Genomic DNA, 7,583 nt, shown 5'->3' with positions numbered 1-7,583 from the left:
CACAACACAACACAACACAACACAACACAAAATAATTTTTCATTATTTAAATTTTTTAAACAAAATCAATTTTTATTATCCAATTTTAAAAATCTATTCCAAAATGCTACCATTGTATTATATAAAAAAATACTATCTTTTAATATTCTGTATAAAAATTCATTGATATAAATATTTTAGGATGTTATCTATGAGAAAAATACTATTAATTATATTATTAATTACAAGTTTATTTGCTTTATCATGTAAGAATAATTCATCATCTTCTATTGGTAGAATTGGAGAAATAGTGGTTAATCCTTATGGAGTTACGCCATTATCAGCAGTTTATACAACAGAAACAGTTAATGCTTTACCTATAACAGTAACAGTTAAAGGACTTTATGGAGAACCAGATATAATACATACTTATCCATCAGGCTATGGCATGGAGTTTGAAATACATGGCATGTTTCCTGAGTCTGATAATGTTATTGAAATAAATGATGGAGGAAGAATAATAACTAAAAATGTTAGTGTAGGAAGTTTATCATATAATGGCATAAATATACAAAAAAAATATGATGTGGCAATTAATAATTTACCTGAAGAAAAATATAAAAATAATCCTGAGTTATATTTTTTTCTAAATCCAATGGAAGAATTCGATATTGGTATATCTAGAAATGGATATACAAGATATTTAAAAACTGGGTATTCTGGTTCGAAATTTTATATTGAAAATAAGAGAATAGTTTTATTTCCAAATTATAGTGCAAAAAACAGTGATTTGTTAGGAAATGTTTTAGTACAATATCCATCAGTAAGTCATCATGATGCTATAAAAATAAATAGTAATTATATATATTTATCGTATTCAACTATGGGGTGGGAAGATAGACTTATAGAAATAAATAGAGTAGGTACAAAATTAAGAGATTTAAGTTTTGGTAAATTAATACAAAACTCTTTGGATTTTAAAACATATCCTGGAGATGAATCAATATTTAAAAAAATAGTATTTGGAGAAGAAGTAAATAATATATATAAAGATAATAATGGAAATGAACGATGGGTAGATTGGTTTCATGTTAATTCATTAGTATATGATTCGTCAGAAGATATTTTATATGTTTCATCAAGAAAAAGAGCAGTGTTAGCTATAGATTATTCAGAATGGAAACTTATTTGGTGGATGGCAGATAATAGCTTGAAATTAAAAATAGATGTTACTCTAACTGCTAGTGATGGTTTACCATATGATTATCATTTTAAAGATTTAAAATCTTTAGAAGCTTATAGGGTAAAAGGGGCAGGTATATATGATGGTCCTAAAAATCAACATGCATTGTTTTTACTTGCTAATGGCAATTTAGGTATGTTTGACAATCAAGGTGACGAAGATTCTAATCCTAATGGTTCAAGATATGTAGAATATAAAATAACAGGTACACATGGTAATTATACAGCTATTAAAGTTTATGAATATAAAGATTCATCTTTCTATTCAAGAACTATGTCTGATGTAGATTTTACAGGAGAAAATTATCAAAATATATTATTATGTTATGCTAATTTAGGTATAATATTGGAAGTAGGAAAAAATAGTAAAAAAGAATTATTTAAATTAGATTTACCATTTGATGTTTATAGAGGAGATAAAATGCCTTTGTACTATGATGAAGGAAGAGTTTATTCAGAGGACTGCAATTTGAAGAATCCTAATTAATTTTTATTATAATAAAGTATAATGAAGGCTTAATTACAATACTGTGATTGAGCCTTTTTATAATTGATATTATTAATAATTGTCTTGAATTAACTAATATTTATAATTAAAAATGATTTTAAATGCACAGAAGCTAAACATATTGCAGTTAGGAATTCCTTAATTTATAAAAGTATAGCATAGGTGTATCATAATTTAAAGCAGAATGTATTCATTTATAATTGAAAAAATTATTATATTTTCTTAATTTTAGATTAGCTTTCTCTAAAGTTAATTCTTGTATACAAAAGTCATAAAATTCTTTTTGGTCTAGCCTATGTGTACTCTCTACTACGCCATTATACCAAGGTGAGGCAACAGGACTGTAAACTCTTTTAATATAGTTCTTCTTACAAAATATATCTAAAGGGTGTTGTGTATCAAATGAATGTTTTCGATAAGTAAATTCTGTACCATTGTCTGTTTGAATACAATGTATTCTAAAAGGAAAATAATCTAACATTCGTTTTACAAAATCAATGGTATTGTAAGGACTTTTTTCATCATATAAATATCTAAAACTCATTCTAGTGGCTAAATCTACAGCAGTAAATTGATAATAGCGTATTTCTCCAAAAAAAGCATATTTGACATCTATTTGTATCTTTTCTCCTGCTTCTTTAATATAAATAGCATGCTTTCCTTTATGTTTCTTCCTTAATTTTCTCTTTCTTTTGTTATATAAATTATGCTCTTTCAATATTGTTTCTATAGCACTAGTCCCTATTTTAATATCTTCTCTTTCTAATAGTTTTTTTATTTTTACTTTACCGTATTTATATTTCTTTCGTATTTCAATAATTTTATTAATAATCTTTTTATTTTGATATTTATTTGGACTATTTTTAGGTTTTCTGCTTTAATTTTCTATTTTCTCTGTTTCTTGTAATTTCTTTTTCCAATAATAATAACTTCTAATACTAATATTAAATTTTAAAGCCTGTGCTTTTTTATTTTTTACTTTGTTAATAGTTAATACTATCTTTTTTTTCTGATTTGAATTATATTGTTTCATATTGGTTTATTTCTGCTAATTTAAATTATAAGGAATACCTGCTTTTTTTAAACTAAAAAGTGTGCAGTATCTGTGGCTCCTAAACAAAAAATGATTTTAAAAATAATTGACAATTTATGAGTTTTATGATATACTACATAACTGTATAATTTCTAACAAAATTCAAAAAATAGGGTAAGTATATGAAATACGAAATTTTAGCTCAAAATGCCCGCTTTTTTACAATATCAGCGGCAATTCTAACCTTAGCTTTTGCATTCTATTTTTATAAATGGATGCGTAAGCAAGATGAAGGTACAGACAAAATGAAAGAAATTGCTTCGCATGTTCGCTCTGGTGCTATAGCTTATCTTAAACAACAATATAGAGTTATAGCTTTCTTCTTTGCTGGAGCTTTCATAATTTTTGCTATTCTTTCTTATGCTTTAAAAGTACAAAATCCATTCATTCCTATAGGTTTCTTAACAGGAGGTTTCTTCTCAACACTTTCTGGCTTTCTAGGTATGAAAACTGCTACTTATGCATCAGCAAGAACTGCTAATGCTGCTAGCAAATCACTAAACCAAGGTTTAACTATAGCTTTCCGTTCTGGTGCTGTTATGGGTCTTACTGTTGTTGGTTTAGCTTTATTTGATATATCTATGTGGTTTATAATACTTAATGCTTGGCTTGATAATAGTTGGTTTAATACTGACTTCTTGGCTTTAGGTAATATTGCTCGTGATTCTTCAGAGTTTATATCTGCTAAGATGCACTTTGTAACTACTACAATGCTTAGTTTTGGTGTAGGTGCTTCTTTCCAAGCTTTATTTGCTCGTGTTGGCGGCGGTATATTTACTAAAGCTGCTGACGTTGGTGCTGACTTGGTAGGTAAAGTTGAAGCTGGAATACCTGAAGATGACCCTAGAAACCCTGCTGTTATAGCCGACAACGTTGGTGATAACGTTGGTGACGTTGCTGGTATGGGTGCTGACCTATATGAATCTTATGCAGGTTCTATACTTGCTGCTATGAGTTTAGGTTCTGCTGCTTTTGGTTATATTAATCCTGATATTAGTCCTATATATGCTGTATCTCTTCCTATGATACTTGCTGCTATTGGTACTCTTTCTTCTATAATAGGTGTATTCTTCGTTAAAACTAAAGAAGGTGCTACTATGGGAGAATTATTAAAATCTTTAAGAGTTGGTGTTTATGTGAGCAGTGCTATAATAATAGTAGTTGCTTTTATATTAGTAAAAATGCTTCTTCCAAACAACTTAGGCTTATTTGTTTCTATAATTGTAGGACTTATAGCTGGTAACGTTGTTGGTTTCTTTACAGAATATTACACAGCTGCTGAATACAGACCTACTCAATGGGTTGCTGAACAATCTAAAACTGGTCCTGCTACAGTTATAATCGGCGGACTTGCTGTTGGTATGCAATCTACTTTAATACCTGTTGTTACAGTAGTTGTTTCTATTATATTAGCATTTGGTTTTGCTGGAGGTTTTGGTGCTGGTGCTTCTGCATTCTCTCAAGGTTTATATGGTATTGCTTTAGCTTCTGTTGGTATGTTATCTACTTTAGGTATCACATTAGCTACAGATGCTTATGGTCCTATAGCTGACAATGCTGGCGGTAATGCTGAGATGTCTGGTCTTCCTGAGAGTGTTAGAGAGAGAACTGATGCTTTAGACTCTTTAGGTAATACTACTGCTGCTACTGGTAAAGGTTTTGCTATATGTTCTGCTGCTTTAACTGCTATGGCTTTAATTGCTGCTTATATAGAAGAGATTAAAGTTTCTTTAGGTAGAATGATTAATTCTGGTAATTTAACTTCTATTAATCTTGGTACTGTAGAGTATACTGCTAACACACCTGCAGAATTATATCAAAAAATAGTTTATAGCTTGCATATGAATGAGTTTATGAATGCTTTCAATATTCACTTGATGAACCCTAAAGTATTAGTTGGTATATTTATTGGTGCTATGTTAGTATTCTTCTTCTGTGCTTTAACTATGAAAGCTGTTGGACGTGCTGCTGCTGGAGTTGTTGAGGAAGTTAGAAGACAATTTAGAGAGATTAAAGGTTTATTAGCTGGAGAGGCTGGTGCTAAGGCTGATTATGAGAAAGCTGTTCAAATTTGTACTAAATCTGCTCAAAAAGAAATGATTGTTCCTTCTGTACTTGCTATAGTTGTACCTGTTGTTGTTGGTTTTATATTTGGTGTACCAGCTGTTATAGGTATGTTAGTTGGTGGTTTAACTTCTGGTTTTGCTATGGCTGTTATGATGTCTAATGCTGGTGGTGCTTGGGATAATGCTAAAAAATATATCGAAGCTGGTAATTTAGGTGGTAAGAAGATACTTGATGAAAATGGTAATAAAATTACTAACCCTAATCATGCTGCTGCTGTTATAGGTGATACAGTTGGTGACCCATTCAAAGATACTTCTGGACCAAGCTTAAACATTCTTATTAAACTTATGAGCTTAATAAGTGTTGTATTTGCTGGTGCTGTTGTTGCTTTCTCACCAAAAATTCAGGCTTTACTTGGAATAGCTGACCAAATTATTAAGTAATAAATTTTATTAAATATATATATAAGCTGCTTGACTTTAATTAGTTAAGCAGCTTTTTTATGCCTAAATTGAAAATATTTATAATAATTAAAATAAATGTTCTATATGTACTATCTTTATTTGTTGTAACTAAATTATAGAATAATATTTACATATTCTAAGAATAAAAATTACATATTATATTGACATTAAAGATATTTTAATATAAACTCGCACACTACAACAACAATATAAGGAATACATTATGAAAAAAAGACACTCCATCAGGGTGAAAATGCCTATTGCAATCAGTTTGCTTAGTACATTTTTTTTAGTTTTGATAGTTGTTATATTATCTATAAGGTCTAATAAAACAATAAAAGAATCTACTTTATCTGGATTTAATAGCACAGTTACTGGTTATAAAGAGATGTTGGATACTTGGTTAGATGATCAGAGAAATTTAATAAGAACTTATGCAGTATCTCCTGTTGTAATATCATATCTTTTAAATAGAGATGCTGTTGATATTAGACCTGTACTCGCTGAATTTGAAGCAATTAACGATTTGGTTTTAGATATAGGTTTAACTGATACAAATGGTATAATATTGGATAATGTAAATGGTGTAAAGATAGGTGAGAATATTATCACAATTAGAACAAATATTTTAAATATATTAAAAGCAAATAACAATAAAGCTTCTTTTGATGATCAATTACAAAAATCTGTTGCTGATAATAAATGGTCTTTAGCTGCTCTTTCTGGGGTGTTTTATAATGGTGAGCATATAGGAAATGTATATATTATTATGGATTGGGAAGATTTATCTGTAAGACTTCAAGATTTGAAACTTCCTGAAAGAACAAGAATATTTGCAGTAGATGATGATAGAAATATAGTTTTGGATACTAAAAATGAGCTTAATACCAAAGCTAATGAGGCTTATGAACAAATTATTTCTTCTAATCAATTATCTGGGTATATGACTTATATATCTTCTGTAAGTCATGATTCTAGAACTGCTGTTTATACTAGAATAGATAATTTGCCTTGGTATTTAATTATGGCTATGGATGATAAAATTATTTATCAGGCTAATAATGATTCTATAAAGATATCAATAGTTATTTGTATATTATCTATTATTTTTATAAATATTTTTGCTTTTCTATATATTAAAAGAGTTACATATCCATTAAAAAATCTAATGATTCATGCCACAAATATATCTAATGGAAATATAAGAAAGAGTAATATAACAAATTATAGAAAAGATGAGTTTGGAGAATTGGAGAGGGTTTTTGATTTGATGAGTAGTAGATTATCTGAAGTAGTTTCTAATGTTAATAATGCTTCTAATGAAATAATAGAGGCGGCAGAAAATATGATGGAAAGTAGTAATGAATTATCTCAGAGAACAGATTCTCAATCATCAAGTTTAGAGGAAACAGCTGCTAGTATAGAGGAGATGGTTTCTAGCATTAAGATATCAGCGGAAAAATCTGTGGCTGGTAAGAATATGATGTCTGAATCTATTGTATTTATTGAAAATGCTGCTAATATAATATCAAAAACAGCTTCTAATGTGGAAGAGGTTTATCATTCTAGTGAAAAGATTAAAGACATTACTAAAATAATAGAAGATATTGCTTTTCAAACTAATATACTTGCTCTTAATGCTTCTGTTGAGGCAGCACGTGCAGGAGATCAGGGTAAGGGTTTTGCTGTTGTTGCTTCTGAAGTAAGAAATCTTGCTCAAACTACTCAAGCTTCTGTAAAAGATATTACTGATTTAGTAGATAATACAACACAAAAAGTTGCTGTGGCTACAGAAACTGCTAAAGAATCTCAAAAAATATTTGTTGATTTACAAAAGAAAGTAACAGAAACTTCTGAGCTTATGGAGGCTATTACATCAAATACTTTGGAACAAGAATCCGGTACTAATCAGATAAGTGTAGAGGTTAATAATATGGAAAGTGCTACGGCTCAGAATGCAAGTTTGGCAGAGAGTTCTTATGAGGTTTCAAAATCTTTATTGGAAAAGGCTAAGTTTTTAGAAAAAAGTATAGAATTTTTTAAAATATAAAATATATTAATTTAATATAAAGCTATCTCATCTTAATATAATGAAGATAGCTTTTTTATTATAATAAAAATTATTAGCATTTTTGACAATTTTATCTTTTTTGTACAATAAATAGAGATTATAAGAATGAAAGAGAGTCCTATAGTTAAAAATGCTAAATAATGGTTTATATTATCTATG

At 28.8% G+C, this 7,583-nt stretch carries 3 protein-coding genes and 1 pseudogene; 3 read left to right on the top strand and 1 reads right to left on the bottom strand.

Features of this window, described 5'->3' with window-relative positions:
• Window positions 1–190 precede the first annotated feature (190 nt).
• Complete coding sequence (locus E6A48_RS09445) at window positions 191–1,708, top strand: aryl-sulfate sulfotransferase (RefSeq protein ID WP_219709967.1); 1,518 nt, start codon at window positions 191–193, stop codon at window positions 1,706–1,708.
• Window positions 1,709–1,919: 211 nt separating this feature from the next.
• Here the strand turns inward: E6A48_RS09445 and E6A48_RS12220 are convergent.
• Window positions 1,920–2,762: pseudogene (locus E6A48_RS12220) on the bottom strand (DDE-type integrase/transposase/recombinase).
• Between the two features lie 182 nt (window positions 2,763–2,944).
• Here E6A48_RS12220 and E6A48_RS09435 point away from each other — a divergent pair.
• Both E6A48_RS09435 and E6A48_RS09430 read left to right on the top strand, forming a co-directional pair.
• Complete coding sequence (locus E6A48_RS09435; RefSeq protein ID WP_219709966.1) at window positions 2,945–5,332, top strand: sodium-translocating pyrophosphatase; 2,388 nt, start codon at window positions 2,945–2,947, stop codon at window positions 5,330–5,332.
• A gap of 244 nt (window positions 5,333–5,576) precedes the next feature.
• Window positions 5,577–7,403 (top strand): methyl-accepting chemotaxis protein, encoded by a 1,827-nt coding sequence (locus tag E6A48_RS09430; protein ID WP_219709965.1) that lies wholly within the window; start codon window positions 5,577–5,579, stop codon window positions 7,401–7,403.
• Window positions 7,404–7,583 lie beyond the last annotated feature (180 nt).

It is taken from the genome of Brachyspira pilosicoli (assembly GCF_019402445.1).
Taxonomy (GTDB): Bacteria; Spirochaetota; Brachyspiria; order Brachyspirales; family Brachyspiraceae; genus Brachyspira; species Brachyspira pilosicoli_B.
This window is presented reverse-complemented; position numbering and strand designations above follow the sequence as displayed.

Bases quoted from the DNA above. Each gene is read 5' to 3' on its own strand.
- E6A48_RS09430 (WP_219709965.1), top strand. From the start codon at position 5,577: ATGAAAAAAAGACACTCCATCAGGGTGAAAATGCCTATTGCAATCAGT.
- E6A48_RS09445 (WP_219709967.1), top strand. From the start codon at position 191: ATGAGAAAAATACTATTAATTATATTATTAATTACAAGTTTATTTGCT.
- E6A48_RS09435 (WP_219709966.1), top strand. From the start codon at position 2,945: ATGAAATACGAAATTTTAGCTCAAAATGCCCGCTTTTTTACAATATCA.